The sequence below is a fragment of the Stenotrophomonas sp. SY1 genome (assembly GCF_021202945.1).
Classification (GTDB): domain Bacteria; phylum Pseudomonadota; class Gammaproteobacteria; order Xanthomonadales; family Xanthomonadaceae; genus Stenotrophomonas.
The window spans coordinates 759,909-779,151 of record NZ_JAJOYR010000001.1 but is presented as its reverse complement, the minus strand read 5'-3'; the positions used below and the strand labels follow the sequence as shown (position 1 = coordinate 779,151).

Here is a 19,243-nt window from a genome sequence, read left to right as displayed (position 1 = left end):
ATGCAGCGAACCTGGCACAGCATGCAGCACAAGCCCACTGGCGTGAAGAGCGCAGCCGCACTTTCTTCAGGCCCCGGTGGCCAGGCGCCGGTCAAGTGCCAAGATTGGTATCTGCATGCGCCGGGCCTCGGGTCTAGACTTGGCCGGTCCCTTCATCTGGAAACCCGCATGGCTCTGCAACGTCCCCTTCTGGTGCTGGCGATCGGCACCGCACTTGCACTCGGCGGCTGCGACAAGCAGGCACCGCAACCGGCCCCCACCGATGCACAGGCACCGGCCGCCACGGCCGCCGCCAAGCCGCAGCTGGGCAGCTTTGGTTTCGATGCCACCGGCATGGACCGCAGCGTGGCCGCCGGTGACAACTTCTTCGACTTCGCCAATGGTGAATGGGTCAAGCGCACCGAGATCCCGGCCGACCGCTCCAACTACGGCAGCTTCAACCTGATCGCCGAGAAGACCCTGCTCGACACCCGCGCGATCCTGGAAGACGCCGGCAAGGCCAGCGACGCCCAGGCGCGGAAGATCGGCGACTACTACGCCGCCTATATGGACGAGGCCGGCATCGAAGCCCGCGGCACCGCACCGCTGCAGCCGCAGTTGCAGGCCATCGCCGGCATCGCCGACAAGCAGGCGCTGGCCAAGGCGCTGGGCGCCACCGTACGTGCCGACGTGGACCTGCTCAACGCCACCAACTTCTATACCCCGCACCTGTTCGGCGTCTGGGTATCGGTGGACCTGATGCAGCCGGACCGCAACGCGCCGTATCTGGTGCAGGGCGGCCTGGGCATGCCCGACCGCGACTTCTATCTGCAGGACGGCCGCATGGCCGAGCTGCGCAAGGCCTATGAAGGCTATGTGAGCAAGCTGCTGGAGTTGTCCGGCGACAGCGACGCCGCCGCCAAGGCCGCGCGGATCGTCGCGCTGGAAACCAGGATCGCCCGCAGCCACGCCACCCAGGAAGAAACCAACGACGTGCAGAAGGGCGCCAACGCCTGGAAGCAGGCCGACCTGAGCGCCAAGGCGCCGGGCATGGACTGGGCAGCGTTCCTCGACGGCGCCAAGCTGGGCGCGCAGCAGGACTTCATCGTGTGGCAGCCCAAGGCCGTGGCCGGCCTGTCCAAACTGGTGGCCAGCGAGCCGCTGGACGTGTGGAAGGACTACCTGGCCTTCCACGCACTGGATGAAGCCGCACCCTATCTGCCCAAAGCCTTCGCCGATGCGCACTTCGGCTTCCACGGCACCGCCATGAGCGGCACCCCGCAGCAGAGCGAGCGTTGGAAGCGCGGCGTCGCCGAGACCAACAGTGCTGTCGGCGAAGCGGTCGGCAAGATCTACGTCGAGCGTCATTTCGATGCGGCCACCAAGGCCCGCGCCGACGAGATGGCCAAGAACATCATCGCCGCCTTCGCCAAGCGCATCGACGCGCTGGAGTGGATGTCGCCGGAAACCAAGGCCCACGCCAAGGCCAAGATCGCCGGGCTGAAGGTGGACATGGGTTACCCGAGCAAATGGCGTGATTACAGCGCGCTGGAAATCAAGCGTGACGATGCCCTGGGCAACGCCCAGCGCGCGGCGGCGTTCGAGTACCAGCGCAACGTGGCCAAGCTCGGCCAGCCGGTGGACCACAGCGAATGGGCGATGCTGCCGCAGACCATCAACGCGATGAACGTGCCGCTGGAAAACCGCCTGGTGTTCCCGGCCGCGATCCTGCAGCCGCCGTTCTTCGACGGTGCTGCCGATGATGCGATCAACTACGGCGCCATCGGTGCGGTGATCGGCCACGAGATCAGCCACGGCTTCGACAACGCCGGTGCGCTGTTCGACGAGACCGGCAAGCTGCACAACTGGTGGACGGCCGAGGACCTGAAGCAGTTCAACGCCGCCGGTGATGCGCTGGCCGCACAGTTCAACAGCTACGAGCCGTTCCCGGGCGTACACGTCAATGGCCGCCTGACCCTGGGCGAGAACATCGCCGACGTCGCCGGCCTGGCCACCGCCTATGACGCCTATCGCCTGTCGTTGCAGGGCAAGCAGGAACAGACCCTGGAAGGCTTCACGCCGGACCAGCGCTTCTTCCTCGGCTTTGCCCAGGCTTGGCGCAGCAAGGCCCGGGAACAGGCACTGCGCAACTCGCTGCTGACCAACGTGCATGCCCCGGGGCAGTTCCGCACGCTGACCGTGCGCAACCTGGACGCGTGGTACCCCGCGTTCGAGGTCAAGGACGGGCAGAAGCTGTACCTGGCGCCGGAGAAGCGGGTCAAGGTCTGGTAACGGATTGGTTTGAAGGTTGGAATGAAAACGGGCGCGAAAGCGCCCGTTTTCTTTGCTGCTGCGGTGGGAATGCACGAGGAGCGTTACCCCTCCCCAGCCCTCCCCTGCGCCAGAGGCGCAAGGGAGGGAGTGGTCATGCGCGATCTGCCCGATTGCAGCGAAAGCGCTCTTGCTCCCTCCCTTGCGCCCTGGCGCAGGGGAGGGCTGGCGAGGGGTAGCTTCTGCTTCTGCTTCTGCCTACACCCTCACACAGGCCACTGCATCAGGATCTTCGGGTCTTCCCCCACCCTGCGGCAGGCGCGTGTGGAAATCCCATCGTTCAACGCGATCCGGAACAACGGCGCCACGCTGCGCAACACGCGCGCGGCCACCACCGATTGCAGGTGCTGACCACGACTGCGACCGATCATCTGCTCGGCCCAGGCCGGCAACAGTGCGGCACCGGCAGCCAGGAACATGTCGCGCGACACACCCGGCAGCGGCACCGGCAGGCGCACCGCACTGAGCACGTCCAGCACTTCACGCGAACGTGCATCCATGCACAGCTGCGGTTGCTGCGCCTCGAAGTAGGCCAGCACCTGCGCCTGGCTGGCCGGCACCGCACGTGCGCCCAGCGCCTCGGCCACACGCCGATACTCGTCGTAATAGCGGTCGGCGATGGCGGTGGGAATCTCGCGGCAATAGCGCCGGCAGCCTTCCAGGAAGCCATACGCCTCGGTGACATGCACCCAGGTCAGCAATTCCGGATCATCGGCGGCGTAGGCGGTGCCGTCCGGCAGTTGGCCAACCACCTGCGCGTGAATGCGACGAACGCGTTCGATCACCGCTTCCACCGCCGCAGCCGGTGCATAACTGGTGGCCGCAACGAAGCTGGTGGTGCGGCGCAGGCGCCCGACCAGATCCTGGCGGAAGTTGGAGTGGTCATAGACGCCAGCAAGCGCGCGTGGATGCAGCAGCTGCAACATCAGCGCGCACAGGCCGCCGGCAAGCATGCCGGGGAACTCGGAATGAATGCGCCAGGTGACGCTGTCCGGGCCGAACCAGCCGGGATCATCGCGCGGCAAGTCGTAATCCACGCCACTCTGGTTGCGGGGGAAGGCCTCCAGCACCCAGCGTCCGATCTGGGCAGTGGCAGCGGTGGAAACACGTCGGGACAGTAGCGGCATGGGGCATATCCTAGCGCCGGCACCGCGCAACTGACCCTCCCCCGGCAACGACAGGCAACCTGCCGCCCCCAGCCGCCAGCCCCCGAGGCCCCGCCCTGCCTCATGTGTGCGCATGCAGCATGTCGCGTCGATTTCAATTTTTCTTTCCAGCACTTGCGTGATGCTGCATCGCAAAATCCGCAGATCGACATCAACGCTGCGTGAGCCACGAGGCTGTACCTCATTGCCTGCCCCCATTGCCAAGCCGCCTGAAAGTGCTAGAACTGCAAGTGCCTGACCGTTCCACGCTGCATCCGTCGCTCGTTCCAGATCGTTACTGCAAGGAGCTCACCATGATCGCGTTGTTCAAAGGTTTGGGATTGTTGTTGCAGGACAACGAGCTGTACCGCAGCCCGTTCGAAAAACAGGTTGAGCACTGGAAGAACCTGAGCGATCAGCAGATACGCGACGAGGTGGCGGTGCTGAACAAGGCCAAATGCCAGTGGCTGATGGCGTCCATCGTGCTGTGGCAGGCGTCATCGCTGTTGATTCTTGGCTTAATCACCAACTATCTGTGGCGCGATGACTTCCACATCACCTTCACCCGCGTGGTGATCGTGTTCGGCTCGTGGGTGTCGATCCTGTTCGTGATCTGGTTCATGGCCAACATGTTCGACCACACCGCCGGCTTCGAGCGCTGGATGAAGGCCTTCAACAGTCGCGCCCGGATCAGCTCCGACGCCGACAGCGTGGACGAGGTTGCCGAAGCGCTGGACATGGCCGAGCACTATCCGGAAGTGCTCGATTACAAGCAGGCGGTCACCGCCAACCGCGAACTGCGCCACGAGGACATACGCATCATGCGCGAGCTCGGACGCATGCGGCAGCACTCCGAACTGGTAGGCAAGCTCAACCACATCGGTGATGACGGGCTGCGCCTGCAGCCGGCGTTCTGAGGCAACTGCACAGCTGATGCGAGCAGTACGCCCTTCTCCCGCAGGCGGGAGAAGGGCTGAAGCACAGGCAGGTTGAGCCTCACGTCTCTGATCTGTTCCTCCCGCCGCGCTCGTCGCGGCGTTTTCATCTGCGCAGCAACACCTGCTGCCCGAATCCGGCCGGCAAGCCGTCCATGTCGCGCGTGCGGCCCACCAGCAGCGAGAAGTCGGCCAGCGCCTGGCGCTCGCACACCGCCTTGTCCTGGCCGCTGCGACAGCTTTCGCGGTAGACGTGGTAGACGCACTTGCCGCTGTCGCTTTGCAGGCACTGGAAGCGCGCCACGCCCGAGGAAACGGTGGTGCGGCTGAGCAACTGTTCGTCGCCACTGATGCGGGTGACCGAGGTCTGTCCCGGCGACTCTTGGATACCCAGCATCGACAGCAGGCTGCCGAGCAGGACGGTCAGGTAATGCATGGCGATTCTCCAGGTAACCGGGCGGCATCACATGCCGCGAAACAGACTCATGAAAGGTTGGCTGACCACCAGCGTCTCGTCGCGACCCTTGAGCCGCAGCACCCCGCGCCCGGTGTCCTCGCGGCTGACCGAGGCCACCGCCTTCATGTTGACGATGGTGGCGCGGTGGATCTGGCGGAAGTTCTGCGGGTCCAGCGCCGCCGCAAGCTCGCGCAGTGAACTGCGCAGCAGCAGTTCCTCGTGCGCGGTGACCACCGAGGTGTATTTGCTGTCGGCGCGGAAATACAGCACATCGTCCAGCATCACCAGGCGCGTCTCACGGCCGTTGCTGGCAGTGATCCAGGCCAGCGGCGGCGCGGTCTGCGGTGTGGTCGGCTGCTGCCCCAGTTGCCGCAGCAGCCGTTCCAGCACCGCTGCATCGGGCATGCCGGCCTGACGACGGGCAAGCACGCGTTGGCGGGTGGCCAGCAGGCGCTCATCGGTGACCGGCTTGAGCAGGTAATCCACCGCGCCCTGCTCGAACGCATCGATGGCGTACTGGTCGTAGGCGGTGACGAACACCACCTGGGTGCGTGGGCTCACGCTCTGCAGCGCACGCGCCACGTCGATGCCGGTGATGCCGGGCATGCGGATGTCCAGAAACGCCAGGTCCGGTTGATGCGTTTCCAGTGCCTCCAGCGCGGCGGCACCGTCTTCGCATTCGGCCACGACCTTCAGTTCCGGCCACAACCGCTGCAACTGCTTGAGCAGGGCTTCGCGCAGCAGCGGTTCGTCTTCGGCGATGAGCGCTTCAACCTGCACGGGGCAACTCCGGAATCGGTGGGACGGCAACCACGTTCGGCCGCTCGGGAGCTTTCCACGGCAGGCTGATGGTGGCGGCCATGCCGCTGGGGAAATTGGATACCAGCGCCACGCCAGCGTGTTCACCGCAGGTAAGGCGCAGGCGCTCGCGCAGGTTCTTCAGGCCAATGCCGGTGCCGGTGGTGCTGGTGGCCATGCCCTGGCCATCGTCGGCCACGGTGATGGTGACCTGACCATCCAGTTCGCGTGCCAGCACCCACACGGTGCCACCGCCGGCCTTGGGTTCCAGGCCATGCTTGATCGCGTTCTCGACCAGCGTCTGCAGCGCCATCGATGGCAAGGCGACGTGATGCAGGGCTTCGGGTACATCGATCTGCAGCGCCAGCCGGGCGCCCATGCGGATGCGCAGGATTTCCAGGTAGGCCTGCACGCGCTCCAGTTCCTGGCCCAGCGTGGACACCGACTGATCGATGCCCGGCAACGAGCTGCGCAGGTACTGGATTAGGTGCCCCAGCATCTGCTCGGCCCGCACCGGGTCGGCGCGGGTCAGCACCTGGGCGTTGGCCAGCGTGTTGTAGAGGAAGTGCGGTTCGACCTGCGCGTGCAGCAGGTTGAGGCGGGCCACGCTGAGTTCCTTCTCCGCTTCGGTGCGCGCGGCCTGCTCACGTTCGGAACGGCGCTGCTCGGCAACCTTGCCGCTGAGTGCATGCGTCACCGCCTCGGCGTTCTCGAAATTGCTGCCCTCGTCCAGCAGCAGCAGGTCCACCCAGGCACCGGCATCGGGCTCGAACAACAAGGTCACGCTGCTGGTGTCGGTGCCCGGGGTGACCCGTGCGGTGATCTGATTGCGCTTGATCGCCAGCCGCGCCAGCAGGTTCCAGCGCGACGGCGGGCGGTCGCCAAACGGATCGGCGCGGCGCTGGGTGGCGCGCAGTTGCAGGGTGCCGGCCGAACGCTCCAGCCCCTCAAGGCGCGGCATCTGGCCGATCACCTGCTCCAGCAGAGTGAAGGCGGTAGCGGCATCCAGCGGCAGCTCCACCTGGCGCCGGTGGCGGTTGCCCAGGGTCTGCGTGTCCAGGCGGTCGGCGATCAGCGACACCCGGCGCACATGGCCGGCAATGGCGCTGAGGTTGAACACCATCAGGGTCATCGCCAGCAGGCCGAAGATCCAGCCCGGCGGCTCGTCCATGCCACTGAACAGGCCGCTCCAGAGGAAGCCGGCAGCCACAAGCGTCAAGGCCCACGCCAGGAGAATGCGGAAACCGAGGAAGAGGCTGGCAAACATGGTCAGGCCTGCGGGCTGGGGAACTGGCGTCGAGGATAGGCGCCGCCGTCAATGGCGCAAGCGTGATGCGACGAAACCCGGCTGGCGGCGACCAAACCGGGGATTCCGGGCGCCGGCCCGGTCAGTTGGACGGATGGGCTTTCTCGTAGCGCACGTCGCCGTCCTGCAGTTGTGCCACCACCTGCCAGCCGTGCCGCCGGTAGAAGCCGTTGGCACGGATTTCCTCGCGCCCGTCGGTGCTCAACCAGATGCGTGCGTGCTGCGCGAACAGGGCAGCCTCGGCCGGTGCCAGTACCGCGCTGCCCAATCCCCGCCCTTCGTGGCCGGGCCGGACGAACACCGCGAACAGGCAGGCGTCATCCAGGTCGATCATCGAGAACGCCACCGGCAGGCCCTCCACTTCGGCCAGCCAGGCACACGGCCCGGCCGACAACATCGCCGTCAACGTTTCGGCATCGATGCCCATCTGCGCCATCTGTTCGCGCGAAAGGTGGTTCTGGGTGACGCTGGTACGGATGTCGAACAGAGCCTCGACATCGCTGGCATTGGCGGGGCGGACAGTGAAAGTCATCGTTTGGCTTCCGGAAGTGATCTGCGGGCTCATTCCTGCCGCGACTGCCAGGCCGCGGGCAGCTCCCATTGCACCAGCGCGTTGACGCAACGCCCCCACAGGCGCCTGCCGTCCGCACTCCATTGCAGCTGGCGCAGCTCTTCGCAGGTTTCGCGGTTGGCCTGCAGGGTGAGCGAACGGCCCGTGTCCAGGTTCCACAGCACCGCAGCCTTGTCACCACCGGCGCTGCCCAATGCCAGCAGGCGACCGTCCAGCGAACCGGCGGCCACGGTGAGCGAATCCCGGCCGGGCATGGTCAAGGAGTAGCGCAGCTTGCCGCTGTCCATGTCCACCACATGCATGCCGGGGTTGCGGCGCTCCCCGTCCATCAACACGAAGCCGACCGCGATCCAGCGCCCGTTGATGGAACCGAACGGCGGCGGCGTCCATTGCGCCATGCCGATATCGTCGAACGCATCCACGTTGCCGAAGCGGCGCGGCAATGGCAGCACCCGCAGCACGCGCCCGGTAGCTGCATCCAGCTCGCTGAGGCCGAACACATCCTCGATCCACCGATTGGCCGTCGGGCCATCCCATTGCACCGGCTTGACCTGTGCGTTGCCGGGGAAGTCGCCGCGCATCACGTGCTGCCGTGGCGCGGCGAACTGAAGCCTGTAGTCCCAGCGCGCGCCCTCGTCTGCGGCCGACGCGACCGGTGCCCACACCTGCAAGGTATCCCGCTTGCCCGCATAGTCGCGTCGATAGGCCAGCGGCACACCATTGCCGTCGTGGAAGTAACGCACATAGCTGTCGCCGAGCACGCCCTTCTGGTCGAATGCCAGCGGGTGGGTGACCAGCGCCGGATGGGCCAGCTCGTAGCGCATCACCTGCCCATCCACCAGCAGATGCGCCACCTGGCCACGTGCGTCGGCCGACAACATCCAGCGGCTCACACTCGGCTGCGGAGCGGTCCACAGGGTGCGCGGCGTGTCGCCGTCAGCAGGCGACCAGCGCATCAGCTTGAACGGATGGTTCTGCACCAGCAGTGCGCTGCCATCGGCCAGTATCTGCATGTCATCGGCCTCGAACGTCTGCAGTGCCATCACCCGCTCGATGCGCAGCATGCGTTGCGCCGGGATGGTCGCTGCATCGGCATCGGGGGCCTTTCGTTGCGGCTCGATGATCGCGGCCACCGGCTTGGGTGGGGCGATCCAATCCAGCGCGCCCGCACCAATGCGCAACCGCGCACCGGGCTGCGCGCTCAATGCCTCGAACACAGGGTTGAACACCGGTTGCGGCACGCTGTTGCGCTGGATCCGCGTCTGCGGACCGCTGCTGAAAATGTTGGCGTCGGCCAGCGCACGCACCTGCCCCACGATGCCGCCGCCGGGGTTGGGCCAATCATCCGTGCGCCACAGCGTGACCGCCGTGGCCGGGCGCCCCATCACCGCATCCAGCTGGGTCACGCGGACATGGACCGTGCTCTTGCTGCGGCCCAGCGCGCCATAGCGCTGCTCGGAGCTGCCGGTCCAGTAGCTAAATGCGCCCTGCAACGCCGGCATGCGCTCACCTCGGCCTTCGAAGCGGAATTGACGTTCCAGCCGCGCCAGGCGCCCCGGGATTTCCGTGTCGAGCAGGGCGCCCTCGCTGACGTATTGCTGCAATGTCGGCAACTCGTACTGGCGAAGGTAGTCGCGTACCAGCTCGGGCCTGCGCGCCAACAGCACGTCGCCCCAGCCCTGGTCGATGCGGGCGACCTGGTTGCTGCCCAGTTCGCCGCTAAACGTACCGACCGGCTTCAGTGCCGTCTGCACCAGCGGCAATACCTGGGCGAAAGGAAGGTCCACCACCATCTGCACCTGTGGCAGGCGCTTGCCTTCCTTGCCCAGCTGCGGCGAACGCAGCGCGGTGGGAAGACCGTCTTCAACCACATCCGGTGAGACTGGCAGGATCTGCCAGTTCGGCGGCAACGTCGCAGCGTTGGCCCATCCTGCGCTGCTCATTGCGAGCAGCCACCCTGCGCGCTTCCATCTGCCGATACATGCCATCCGTGTTCCCTTGGTGCGTTGAAGCCTGGGAACAGAATTGGGGTAGTGGGAAAAGAATCAATGGCAGAGGGCGCTCTGCGCCCTGCCCTCACCCCTCTCCCGTTGACGGGAGAGGGGCTTCAGGCGATCGCTTTTTACTTACTTGCGTTCTGCAGCGCTGGCGTCACGCACCGCGCGGAACGCCTCTTCCGTGCTCCAGTTCGGCCAGCTGCGCGAGTTGGCCAACTGCTCGCCGAGCGTGTAGACCACTTCCAGGTCACGCACGGCGCCGGCGAAGGTCCAGTCGGCCTGCCACTCGTCGCCCTGCTGGTGGTAACGCTTGGCGGTGTAGTCGTCGGAGGCCTTCTTGCCGGCTTCCACACCACCGTCGATCCAGTCCTGACCCGCCGCATACGACAGCGCCGGCACGCCACGCTTGGCGAACGGGAAGTGATCGGAGCGGAAGAACAGGCCGGCTTCGGGCTTCGGGTCCGGCGTGTAGCGGATGTCCCAACCCTTGGCGACGTCCTTCAATTGGTCCAGCAGCTCCATCCTGGCCGAGCCGTAGATGCCGAAGTCACGCGACGGGCTGTACGGCGACATGCCGTCCATGTTGATCAGCGCCACCGTCTTGGACAGCGGGTACAGCGGGTTGCTGGCGTAATACTCCGAACCCAGCAGGCCCTTTTCCTCGGCGGTGACCGCCAGGAACAGGATCGAACGCTGCGGGCGGGGCTGCTTGGCGAAACCACGTGCCAGTTCGACCAGTGCGGCGGTGCCGCTGGCATTGTCCATCGCGCCGTTGAAGATGCGGTCGCCACGCGCGTCCGGCTCGCCGACACCGATGTGGTCCCAGTGTGCGCTGTAGACGATGGTTTCGTCGGGGTGGCTGCTGCCTTCCAGGCGCGCGGCCACGTTGTGCGAGGTGATGACTTCGTTCTTGACCTGGTAGTTGGCCGAGAAGGTCTCGCCCTTCAGCTCCACCGGCTGGAAGTCACGCGACTGCGCCTGCTTCTTGAGCGTTTCGAAATCCAGGCCGGCGCGCTTGAACAGGTCCACCGCAAGGTCGCGCTGGATCCAGCCTTCCAGCGCCGGGTGCGCTTCGGCCGGGTTCTGCCGCACCACGTCGAACATGGTGTTGGTGTTGGAGCCGGCCACGGTGGCCCAGCCGTAGGATGCCGGTGCGGTTTCGTGGACGATCAGCACGCCGGCCGCGCCCTGGCGCGCACCTTCTTCGTACTTGTAGGTCCAGCGGCCGTAGTAGGTCATGCCCTTGCCGTCGAAGTCACCGGCGCCGGTCTCGAAGTCCGGGTCGTTGATCAGCACAACGGCGATCTTGCCCTTCAGGTCCACGCCCTTGAAGTCGTCCCAGTTGCGCTCGGCAGCCTTGACGCCATAGCCAACGAACACCAGTGGCGCGTTCTCGATGGCGACCTGGCTGTCGCCGTTCATGGCCGCGCGCACGGCGATTTCCTGGCCCTGGGTCAGCGACTGCGGCTTGCCGTTGCTGGACAACGACAACACCGGCTTGCCGACGATGTCACCCTTGAGCAGCGGGACTGCCTGGGTCCACAGGCGCTTGCCGTCCTTCAGGTCGCCGCCCGGCTGCAGGCCCGCATCGGCAAACTGCCCGCTCAGGTAGGCAATGGTCTTTTCCTCGCCGGCGGTGGCCGGGGAGCGGCCCTCATATGCGTCCGAGGAAAGCTCCTTCACGTCGGCCGAAATACGCGCACCATCGAACTTGGGTGGTGCGGCCATCAGGGCCGTGGACACCGACATCGCCAACAGGCTGATCACTACTCGCTTCACACTGCATCTCCACTGGGTCAGGCAACGGGCCGAGTGTAGCCAGCCCCACGCCTCAGCGGGCAGTGCCGGAGGGCACGCCTGCGGCGCGGGCCAGCAGGATGTCGCGCTCGCGGGCGTTGCCGCTCAGGGCTGCGGCCTGGGTGAAGGCCGCGCGTGCCTCGGCACTGCGGCCGAGTCTGTCCAGCAGATCACCGCGTACCGCCGCCAGCGGTGCATAGCCTTGCAGGCGGGCATCGTCGGCCAGCGCTTCCACCAGCGGCCATGCTTGCTGGGCGCCATGCGCCTGGGCCACCGCCACCGCGCGGTTCAACTCGATCACCGGCGACGGGCTGACTTCGGCCAGCTGCCCATACAGCGTGGCGATGCGCGACCAGTCGGTCTGCTCGGCGCGTCGGGCCTGCGCGTGGCAGGCGGCGATCATCGCCTGCAGCACATAAGGATCATCAGTGCCGCCAAGTGCGGTGGCCTTGTCCAGCGCCGCCACGCCACGGCTGATCTGCAACCAGTCCCAGCGGCTGCGGTCCTGCTCCATCAGCAGCACCGGGGTACCGTCGCTGCCGCTGCGCGCACGCAGCCGCGAGGCCTGCAACTCCATCAACGCCAGCAGGCCCAGCACCGGCACCGCTGCCGGGATCAGGCCATGCAGCACGCGGCCCAGCCGCAGTGCTTCCTCGCACAACGCCGGACGCATCCAGTCTTCGCCACTGCTGGCCGCGTAGCCCTCGTTGAACACCAGGTAGACCACGTCCAGTACCGACTGCAGCCGCTGCGGCAATTCCTGCCGACGCGGCACTTCGAACGGCACCTGGCGCTCGGCCAACAAACGCTTGGCGCGGGTGATGCGCTGGGCGATGGTGGCTTCCGGCTGCAGATAGGCGCGTGCGATCTCGGCCGTGGTCAGGCCACACAGCAGGCGCAGGGTCAGCGCCACGCGCGCGTCAGGCGGCAACAGCGGATGGCAGGCAACGAACACCAGCCGCAGCAGGTCGTCACCGATATCATCCGCGTGGTCAGCCTGGTCAGCCCCCATGACGTGCTCCTGCTGCTCGTCCAGCACCTGCACCTGCCGTTGGGCATGCAGGCGCCGCTGCCGTAGCCGGTCAATGGCGCGCCGTTGCGCGGTGGCCATCAACCAGGCTGCGGGATTATCGGGAATGCCCTGCTTCGGCCAGTGTTCGAGCGCGGCCACCAGCGTGTCCTGGGCCAGTTCCTCGACGCTGTCCAGATCACCGAGCATCCGCGCCAGGCGCGCAACCAGGCGTGGCGATTCCATTCGCCATAAGGTGTCGAGCCTGCGCTGGAGTTCGGGGTGTTCCATCAGCCCGCGATCACACCACTGCGGCGCTGTGCATGCAAGCCGGCACGGCAGATGGCATCACGCACGAACCGGCTACCGGTCGTGCGTGATCAAGCATGCATGGGCCCCGCCCGGCTCCCGCGCGGACAGGACGCGGGGTTCACAGATCAATGAAGGTCTTGAAGCCGCCCCAGAACATGCGCTTGCCGTCGAACGGCATGGTCTTGGCGTCCATGCCGGCCAGTCGCGGATCGGCCATCGCCTTGGCATTGACCCGGTCGCGATGCGCGCGTGAGCGGTACACCACGTAGGCGAACACCACCACTTCATCCTTTTTAAGTTTCACTGCCTGCGGGAACGAGGTGTGCTTGCCGGGCTGCACGTCATCGGCCACCGCTTCCAGATACGCCAGCGCGCCATGCTCCTTCCACACCGCGCCGGCCTTGCGTGCCATGCGCCGGTACTCGGCCAGCCGCGCCTGCGGCACCGGCACCACGAATCCATCAACGTAACTCATGGTTGTTTCCTCCATTGCTGGAACAGGACAGCGGCCGCGCCAACGCGCGACCGCATGCGGATCAGCCCGGCTCGCCATCCATGTGCACGACTTCCCACAGGTGCCCGTCCAGGTCCTGGAAGCCGCGCTGGTACATGAATCCGTAATCGCGCATCGGCATCGGCTCGCTGCCGCCCGCAGCGATGGCTTTGTCCACCAGCACATCAACCGCCGCGCGGCTTTCGGCCGACAGACAGGTGATCACTTCGGTGTGCGTGCGCGCATCACACAGCGGCTTGGGGCTGAAGGTTGCGAAGTACGGCTCCACCAGCAGCATCACGAAGATGCTCTCGCTGATGACCATGCAGGTGGCGTTCTCATCGGTGAACTGCGGGTTGAAGCTGTAACCCAGTGCTGCGAAGAATTTCTTCGATGCTTCCAGGTCACGCACCGGCAGGTTGACGAAGATCATCTGTGGCGTGGTCGTCATTACTTTCCACCCTCCATCGGCTTCATGCAGTTGACCATCCACGGCTTGCCGTAGCGGTCCACCAGCATTCCCCAGCGTGTTGCCCAGAACGTTTCGGCAAGCGGCATCTGCACCTGTCCGCCTTCGGCCAGCGCGGCGAACACGCGTTCGGCCTCTTCGACGCTGTCCACGTCGACGTTGATGGTGGTCGCGCATTGACCTTCGGCCTGCGGGCCATCGGCGGCCATCAGCACCGCACCACCGGCCTCAACCTGGCTGTGCGCCACCTGGTCCGGGGTCGGGTTGAAGCCACCGCAACCTTCGCCATCCATGTCCGCGCTGGGCGGCATGTCGCCGTATTTCATTTCCGATACCACCTTGCCGCCCAGTGCCTTGGCGTAGAACGCCATCGCCTCGTGGGTATTGCCATTGAAGCCCAGGAAGGGAATCAGTTTCATGGTCATTTCCTCGTCGTGCGGAAGGGTCAGTTGTTGCTTTCGATGCGCTCGCGCAGACGTTGCTCCTGCGCACGCAATTCCGGGGTGAAGGCGTCGCCGAAATCCTCGGCCTCGAAGATGGGGCGGATTTCCACCTCAATCGGCTCGGTGCCGTCGGCATTGAACGGTGCGCGCTTGAGCCACTCCACGGCCTCATCCATCGAGCGCACCTGCCACAGCCAGAACCCGCAGATCAGCTCGCGGGTTTCGGTGAACGGGCCGTCGATCACACTGCGCCTGCTGGCGTCGTCAAAGCGCACCCGCGCGCCTTTCGCGGTGGGATGCAGGCCTTCGCCAGCCAGCATGATGCCGGCGTTGACCAGTTGCTCGTTGAAGGCACCCATCGCCGCCAGTTCAGCCTGGCTCGGCATCACCCCGGCCTCGCTGTCGGCGTTGGCCTTCACTATCACCATCACTTTCATCGCAGTCTCCGTCGCCGGCCCTTTGCCAGCTCACACCTACTACGACGAACCAGCGCTGACGTTTTCGACATTCATCCGGGGAAATTTTCTGAACATGTTTATGCGGCAACGCAGCAACACCTATGCGGCATCATCGCCCGACACGCCACCGATGGTCCGCCTGATGAAATTCCTGCTACTGATCTATATCGAACCGGAACTGCTGCAAGCACTGCCCGCCAACGAGTACGACGTGCTGATGCGTGGCTGCATCCAGCACGCCGACCAGTTGCAGGCCCAGGGAACACTGCTGCTGTCACAGAGGCTGCAGCCGGTGGAAAGTGCGCAGACCCTGCGCAGTCGCCAGGGCCAGGCCCGCGTCATCGATGGTCCGTTCGCCGAAACCCGGGAGGTCCTGGCCGGCTTCAATCTCATCGAAGCCGCCGACGCCGATGAAGCGATGCGCATCGCCAGGCAGTTCCCCTGGTCGGCCTACGGCAGCATCGAAGTCAGGCCGCTGGATGACCTCGACGCCGAGCGGGTGCGCGTGGGAGCTTGATCGACCGCCTTGATGCGGATGCGGTACGCAGAAGGAAGATATGGAAACGAAGAGCCCGGCTGATGCCGGGCTCTCTTGTTTCTGCCGTCCGTACTTCCGATGCCCCTTTGCACTGTGCGCACCGATTTTTACGCAGGAACTTTTCAACTGTTCCCCTGCATTGTGAAAACAGCGGAATTCAAGGCAATTTTCGAGTAAGCGAGAAAATACGGACAAACAATTCCAAGCGTTTGTTTTTCATAAAACAAGCGCATTGAACGCCCCGCATCGATTCGATCCCAACAATTTTCCGGCACGTATCGTCTTGCCGCATTGCACTCTCTGCGAACCGCAATGTCAGCGCCCCGCACAACAGGGCACCAGGACAGAGCGCAACTTCTCGGGGATATACATGACAAGTTTCAAACACAAGAACCACGCACTTAAGCGCACCACGTTGGCATTGGTACTGGGCGCGAGCATCAGCGGCGCCTTCGCCCAGAGCACCACCGGCTCGCTGTTCGGACAGGCGCCTGCGGCTGATGGAACAACCGTCACCGTCCAGAACGAATCGGGCCTGCAGCGTACCGTCACCGTGGACGCCAACGGCCGCTACAACCTCGGCACGCTGCCGGTGGGCAAGTACACGGTGAAGCTGGAGCGCAACGGCCGTGTGATCGAACAACGCCAGGATGTCCTGCTGCGGGTCGGCACCGGCACCGAGGTTTCCTTCCGGGCCCAGGGCACCACCACGCTCGATGCGGTGACGGTCACCGCCGCCAACGTGCCCAAGATCGACGTCTCCACCTCCGTGGCCAAGTCCGTCATTACTTCCGAGCAACTGGACGTGCTGCCACTGGGACGCACCGCCGAAGCCATCGCCATGCTGGCACCCGGCGTGATTGCCGGCAGCAGTGCCTTCGGCAACGGCTCGCGCTCGGTGCTGTCCTTCGGCGGTTCAAGCGTCAGCGAGAACGCCTATTACCTCAACGGCTTCAATGTCTCCAATCCGTACAACGCACTGGGCGGCGCCAGCCTGCCCTACGGCTCGATCGACCAGCAGGAAACCTATACCGGCGGTTACAGCTCGCGCTATGGCCGCTCCACCGGCGGCGTGCTCAACCAGCTGGGCAAGCGCGGTACCAACGAATGGCACTTCGGCTTCCAGACCACCTGGTCGCCCAAGTCACTGGCAGCCTCGCCGCGCGATGTCTGGTATCCCAACGATACGCTGCCTCCCGGCTCCGAATACGTGGACCCGAGCCGCCCCGGCACGCTCTACCGATCACGCGATGACGACACCTCCAGCTCCACCACCTACAGCGGATACGTCAGCGGACCGTTGATCGAAGACCGCTTGTTCGTCCATCTGGCTGCCGAATCGAACAAGCGTGAAGGGGCAAGCACCAACAGCATTTCCTCGACCACCCAGGCGCGCAACAACTACACCATCAGCACACCCAAGTTCTACGGAAAGATCGACTGGAACATCACCGACAACCACACGTTGGAGTACACCCGGTTCCAGAACAATGATCGGAGCAGCGGTTACTACACCGCATTCGACTACGAGGGCCTGCAGAGCGGCGAGCGCACGGGAACGTACTCGGACATCACCAAGCTCGAAGACGAGTACGACATCTTCAAGTACACCGGCTACCTCACCGACGACCTGACCCTGAGCGCGGTATGGGGCCGCAGTGAACAGAAGAACCTGCAGTACAACCCGCTTGAATCCGACGACCCCTACCTGAGCGGGGTAACACTGCAGGATCCGGCGATCACCGGTGGAACACCGATCCGCAATGGCCAGGCGGCGCGCGATACCAAGGCGCGCGACGCCGGCAGCAAGACCCGCGGCCTGCGCGTGGACCTGGACTACCGCATCGGCAACCACCAGCTGACCGCCGGCATCGACAACATGTACTACAACGGCCACAACGAGGGGCAGACCATCACCGGCCCCGGCTACGCCTGGTACTACTCGCGCATCGCGCCAGGCCAGTCGCCCAGCCCCGGCTTCAACATCACCCCACCGGGAGGGGATGGCTACTATGTCTACAAGTACATCTTCTCCACGACCACCAGCATGGCGGTGGAGCAGAAGGCCTATTACCTGGAAGACCGCTGGCAGGTCACGCCACGCTGGCTGCTGACCCTGGGCATCCGCAACGACAAGTTCACCAACTTCAACAGCGCCGCCCAGCCCTACGTCGAGAGCGGTGACCAATGGGCACCGCGGCTGGGCGCCAGCTGGGACGTGTTCGGGGATGCTTCGTTCAAGGTGTTCGCCAACCTCGGCCGCTATTACCTCGCCTTGCCCAACAGCGTCGCAGTCCGCGGCGCGTCCGCCTCGACCTTCACCCGCGAGTACTTCACGTACACAGGCATCGATGCCAACGGCAATCCGACCGGCCTGACCGCACTCGGCCCCGGGCCGGTATCGACCAACAACGAGTACGGGCAAACGCCGGATCCGGCCAATATCGCTCCGACCGATCTCAAGTCGCAGTACCAGGATGAGCTGATCCTTGGCTTCGAGAAGACCATCGGCCAATCCTGGAACAGCGGCGCGAAGTTCACCTATCGCCGTCTGCAGTCCGCCATCGACGATGTCTGCGATCCCGACCGCATGCTGGCGAAGCTGCAGTCGACCGGCGTGGATACCTCCGGGTTGGAGGTTCCTGGCTGCGTGATCTTCAACCCCGGCAAAACCAATACGTTCCTGGCCACCCACACCGATGGCTCCGGCTATACGGCTTTCCAGATGAGCGCCAGCGACTGGGGCTTCGGCAACAACGAGGCCAGGCGTGACTACGTTGCGGTGGACCTGTTCATCGAGCACCCGCTGCGCAACAAGTGGTACGGGCGCCTGGACTACACCTGGTCACGCAGCTTCGGCAACACCGAAGGCCAGGTGAAATCCGATATCGGCCAGGACGATATCTCCAAGACCCAGGATTGGGACTCGGCGCTGCTGATGGAGTACTCCGGTGGCTACCTGGCCAATGATCGTCGCCATCAGCTCAAGGGCTATGGTGCCTATCAGTTCAACGACGAATGGACCGCATCGGCGACGCTGCGTGTCATGTCCGGTGCACCGAAGAACTGCCTGGGCTACTACGGGCCTGAACATGAAGATCCGATCGACTACGGCTCCTCGTACCACTACTGCGACGGCGTTCCATCCAAGCCGGGCGATGCCGGCCGCCAGCCCTGGACCAAGCAGATTGATCTGGGCGTGATCTACCGGCCTGCGTTCGCCGATCACAAGCTTGCCTTCGGCCTGGATGTGTTCAACGTGCTCAACGAGCTGAAGCCGATCCAATCCGACGCGGTCTACGAATCTGACCCCTACACGATCTCCAACAGCTACGACATGGAGACCTACTTCACCACGCCACGCTCGGTTCGCCTGACCGCGTCGTACGACTTCTGACCATCAGCAACACAGCTCCACAGCAGGTATCTCTCTGGCAAAATGCTTGAGCCCCAGCCTTGTGCTGGGGCTTTTTTTGCCTGCATTCGCGCACCTCTCCTCCACATCCGCAGCCTCGACACCAACGAAGCCGGTGTTGCGCTGGCCAGGAGCCGAGCAATTCACACGTACACGGTGCGACAGGCACGCTTGGCGAACTTGCGGACAGTGCCGCGCGCACCGCTGGCTACCGCAGCCAAAGTGAACAATCCGACGCAGTTCAGCATCTGCATCCTCACGGCCATGCCACCGTGTCAGCCAGCGCAACTGCCTTCGTTCCGCACAGACACAAGCAGCGGAACACCCGGTGCGGGAAGACTCGATGCCAATCCGCAGGCCGAAGCAGCGACGCAATATCTGCCGTGATCCGGGCGGCCCGATCTGCCGATTGCGTTGTGGCGGGTACCGCCACACGGGCAATTACCTGATCTATCGAGCACACCCGTGGGAAGCGACAACCAAGCCGGCCCGAACGCTGGAAGCCCCCTGGGCTGGAAGCCGGTTGTCCCGCTCTTTCCGCATCGATTCAAACAACAGAGCGACCACCTCCCAGCGTCTGTTCGCGGGTAACCCAGACGGGAATCCACTCCCCGAAAGTTGTGGCTCAAGCCAGTCTTGGAAGACATTTCGAGCACGCCCGAGCGCCCATTCACCTTGCATATAGAAACTAATTTTCTTTGTTTTCAATGACTTGAATTTCGTTTCATCTGATATTGCAAAGTCCGTGCAAATGAAATTAATATTTCGTTCAGCTGTAACGGTAGTTTCA

16 protein-coding genes are annotated in these 19,243 nt (G+C 64.6%); 4 read left to right on the top strand and 12 right to left on the bottom strand.

Annotated features, from left to right (window positions below; genetic code table 11):
• The first annotated feature begins 168 nt into the window (after positions 1–168).
• Positions 169–2,271, top strand: a complete 2,103-nt coding sequence (locus tag LR961_RS03030; RefSeq protein ID WP_232146944.1) for a M13 family metallopeptidase — start codon at positions 169–171, stop codon at positions 2,269–2,271.
• A gap of 245 nt (positions 2,272–2,516) precedes the next feature.
• Here LR961_RS03030 and LR961_RS03025 read toward each other — a convergent pair whose 3' ends face one another.
• Complete coding sequence (locus LR961_RS03025) at positions 2,517–3,437, bottom strand: oxygenase MpaB family protein (protein WP_232146943.1); 921 nt, start codon at positions 3,435–3,437, stop codon at positions 2,517–2,519.
• A 332-nt stretch (positions 3,438–3,769) separates the two neighbouring features.
• Between LR961_RS03025 and LR961_RS03020 the strand changes: the two genes are divergently transcribed.
• On the top strand, positions 3,770–4,372 hold the full coding sequence (locus LR961_RS03020) for a hypothetical protein (RefSeq protein WP_332311010.1): 603 nt from the start codon (positions 3,770–3,772) through the stop codon (positions 4,370–4,372).
• Positions 4,373–4,496: 124 nt separating this feature from the next.
• On the opposite strand, the gene LR961_RS03015 is transcribed toward LR961_RS03020, so the two are convergent.
• From LR961_RS03015 to LR961_RS02965, 11 genes are all read right to left on the bottom strand, one after another.
• Positions 4,497–4,826: a hypothetical protein gene (locus tag LR961_RS03015; RefSeq protein WP_232146942.1), complete on the bottom strand. Its 330-nt coding sequence runs from the start codon at positions 4,824–4,826 to the stop codon at positions 4,497–4,499.
• Positions 4,827–4,853: 27 nt separating this feature from the next.
• Positions 4,854–5,627, bottom strand: coding sequence for a LytTR family DNA-binding domain-containing protein (locus LR961_RS03010; protein ID WP_232146941.1), 774 nt, complete (start codon positions 5,625–5,627; stop codon positions 4,854–4,856).
• Positions 5,617–6,912, bottom strand: a complete 1,296-nt coding sequence (locus LR961_RS03005) for a histidine kinase (protein WP_232146940.1) — start codon at positions 6,910–6,912, stop codon at positions 5,617–5,619. Before LR961_RS03005 ends, LR961_RS03010 begins: the two co-directional genes overlap by 11 nt.
• 121 nt (positions 6,913–7,033) lie before the next feature.
• Complete coding sequence (locus tag LR961_RS03000) at positions 7,034–7,483, bottom strand: GNAT family N-acetyltransferase (protein ID WP_232146939.1); 450 nt, start codon at positions 7,481–7,483, stop codon at positions 7,034–7,036.
• A 29-nt stretch (positions 7,484–7,512) separates the two neighbouring features.
• A complete protein-coding gene (locus LR961_RS02995; RefSeq protein WP_232146938.1) occupies positions 7,513–9,465 on the bottom strand; it encodes a hypothetical protein in 1,953 nt (650 codons plus the stop codon).
• Positions 9,466–9,648: 183 nt separating this feature from the next.
• On the bottom strand, positions 9,649–11,298 hold the full coding sequence (locus LR961_RS02990) for a M28 family metallopeptidase (protein WP_232146937.1): 1,650 nt from the start codon (positions 11,296–11,298) through the stop codon (positions 9,649–9,651).
• A gap of 52 nt (positions 11,299–11,350) precedes the next feature.
• Entirely contained in the window at positions 11,351–12,616 is a 1,266-nt protein-coding gene (locus tag LR961_RS02985; RefSeq protein WP_232146936.1) for an RNA polymerase sigma factor, read from the bottom strand.
• Positions 12,617–12,755: 139 nt separating this feature from the next.
• A complete protein-coding gene (locus tag LR961_RS02980) occupies positions 12,756–13,112 on the bottom strand; it encodes a DUF1428 domain-containing protein (protein ID WP_232146935.1) in 357 nt (118 codons plus the stop codon).
• A 61-nt stretch (positions 13,113–13,173) separates the two neighbouring features.
• Positions 13,174–13,581: a VOC family protein gene (locus tag LR961_RS02975; protein ID WP_232146934.1), complete on the bottom strand. Its 408-nt coding sequence runs from the start codon at positions 13,579–13,581 to the stop codon at positions 13,174–13,176.
• Complete coding sequence (locus LR961_RS02970; RefSeq protein WP_232146933.1) at positions 13,581–14,018, bottom strand: VOC family protein; 438 nt, start codon at positions 14,016–14,018, stop codon at positions 13,581–13,583. The genes LR961_RS02975 and LR961_RS02970 overlap by 1 nt, the downstream gene beginning before the upstream one ends.
• A gap of 26 nt (positions 14,019–14,044) precedes the next feature.
• Positions 14,045–14,479 carry a YciI family protein gene (locus LR961_RS02965; protein ID WP_232146932.1) on the bottom strand — a complete coding sequence of 145 codons (435 nt, stop codon included), beginning with the start codon at positions 14,477–14,479 and terminating at the stop codon, positions 14,045–14,047.
• A gap of 160 nt (positions 14,480–14,639) precedes the next feature.
• Between LR961_RS02965 and LR961_RS02960 the strand changes: the two genes are divergently transcribed.
• Both LR961_RS02960 and LR961_RS02955 read left to right on the top strand, forming a co-directional pair.
• Positions 14,640–15,017, top strand: coding sequence for a YciI family protein (locus tag LR961_RS02960; RefSeq protein WP_232149169.1), 378 nt, complete (start codon positions 14,640–14,642; stop codon positions 15,015–15,017).
• 391 nt (positions 15,018–15,408) lie between these two features.
• Positions 15,409–18,435: a TonB-dependent receptor gene (locus tag LR961_RS02955; RefSeq protein WP_232146931.1), complete on the top strand. Its 3,027-nt coding sequence runs from the start codon at positions 15,409–15,411 to the stop codon at positions 18,433–18,435.
• Positions 18,436–19,243: the final 808 nt, after the last annotated feature.

Excerpts from the sequence above, each read along its gene's own strand:
- LR961_RS03030 (WP_232146944.1), top strand. The coding sequence starts at position 169 with ATGGCTCTGCAACGTCCCCTTCTGGTGCTGGCGATCGGCACCGCACTT.
- LR961_RS03025 (WP_232146943.1), bottom strand. The coding sequence starts at position 3,437 with ATGCCGCTACTGTCCCGACGTGTTTCCACCGCTGCCACTGCCCAGATC.
- LR961_RS03020 (WP_332311010.1), top strand. The coding sequence starts at position 3,770 with ATGATCGCGTTGTTCAAAGGTTTGGGATTGTTGTTGCAGGACAACGAG.
- LR961_RS03015 (WP_232146942.1), bottom strand. The coding sequence starts at position 4,826 with ATGCATTACCTGACCGTCCTGCTCGGCAGCCTGCTGTCGATGCTGGGT.
- LR961_RS03005 (WP_232146940.1), bottom strand. The coding sequence starts at position 6,912 with ATGTTTGCCAGCCTCTTCCTCGGTTTCCGCATTCTCCTGGCGTGGGCC.
- LR961_RS03000 (WP_232146939.1), bottom strand. The coding sequence starts at position 7,483 with ATGACTTTCACTGTCCGCCCCGCCAATGCCAGCGATGTCGAGGCTCTG.
- LR961_RS02995 (WP_232146938.1), bottom strand. The coding sequence starts at position 9,465 with ATGAGCAGCGCAGGATGGGCCAACGCTGCGACGTTGCCGCCGAACTGG.
- LR961_RS02985 (WP_232146936.1), bottom strand. The coding sequence starts at position 12,616 with ATGGAACACCCCGAACTCCAGCGCAGGCTCGACACCTTATGGCGAATG.
- LR961_RS02980 (WP_232146935.1), bottom strand. The coding sequence starts at position 13,112 with ATGAGTTACGTTGATGGATTCGTGGTGCCGGTGCCGCAGGCGCGGCTG.
- LR961_RS02975 (WP_232146934.1), bottom strand. The coding sequence starts at position 13,581 with ATGACGACCACGCCACAGATGATCTTCGTCAACCTGCCGGTGCGTGAC.
- LR961_RS02970 (WP_232146933.1), bottom strand. The coding sequence starts at position 14,018 with ATGAAACTGATTCCCTTCCTGGGCTTCAATGGCAATACCCACGAGGCG.
- LR961_RS02965 (WP_232146932.1), bottom strand. The coding sequence starts at position 14,479 with ATGAAAGTGATGGTGATAGTGAAGGCCAACGCCGACAGCGAGGCCGGG.
- LR961_RS02955 (WP_232146931.1), top strand. The coding sequence starts at position 15,409 with ATGACAAGTTTCAAACACAAGAACCACGCACTTAAGCGCACCACGTTG.